Here is an 888-nt window from a genome sequence, read left to right on the forward strand (position 1 = left end):
CCTGCGGCGAGCAGGATGTTCGCGCAGGCCACACCGGCGGCGCCGGCCCCGGAGATGACCACCCGCAGATCGTGGATGTCGCGGTCCTGGACCTTGACCGCACCCTTGAGCGCGGCGAGGACCACGATCGCGGTGCCGTGCTGGTCGTCGTGCATGACCGGGCAGTCCAGGGCCTCGATGACCCGCTTCTCGATCTCGAAGCAGCGCGGCGCGGAGATGTCCTCCAAATTGACCGCCCCGAAACTCGGGCGCAGCCGGATCAGGGTTTCGACGATCTCGTCGGGGTCCTTGGTGCCCAGGACCAGCGGGATCGAGTTCAGGCCCGCGAAGTTCTTGAACAGGGCGGACTTGCCCTCCATCACGGGAAGTGATGCGCGGGGGCCGATGTCACCGAGGCCGAGGACCGCGGAGCCGTCACTGACGACGACCACGAGGCGGCTGGTCCAGGTGTATCGGTCGGCGAGGGTCTCGTCGGCGGCGATGGCGCGGGACACCTGCGCGACACCGGGAGTGTAGGCGATGGACAGGGCGCGCTGCGTATCGAGGGCGGTCGTGGTCTCAACCGAGAGCTTCCCCCCGATGTGGCCGGCGAAGATCTCCTCGTCGGTCAGCTCGATCTTCTGCGGTGTGGTGGGTTCGGACACGATGGTCATTCTCTACTCATTTCTTCGCTATGGACGATCCGCGTCAGCGTGTCGGGGCAATCGGTCATTACTTGGGCACAGCTAGCGCTACCGCAAGGGACTCCTGTTGAGTCGCGGTTGCGCAGTTCACCTCTCGATCAGGGCGGCGCCGACATCGGTGACATCACGGGGAGTGAGGGGTTCGAGGGGGTGGCCGACGGCGATAGCGCCGAGCGGTTCCCAGTCGCCTGGCAGGTCGAGGGCA

General features: G+C 66.6%; 1 protein-coding gene. It reads right to left on the minus strand.

Annotated elements, in window-relative coordinates; all coding sequences use genetic code 11:
* On the minus strand, window positions 1–653 hold a 653-nt coding region (locus RJ1_RS44915), incomplete at its 3' end, for an NAD(P)-dependent malic enzyme (protein ID WP_276526519.1).
* Window positions 654–888 lie beyond the last annotated feature (235 nt).

Origin of the sequence: Rhodococcus jostii NBRC 16295 (assembly GCF_001894825.1) — a bacterium.
GTDB classification, from domain to species: Bacteria; Actinomycetota; Actinomycetes; order Mycobacteriales; family Mycobacteriaceae; genus Rhodococcus_F; species Rhodococcus_F jostii.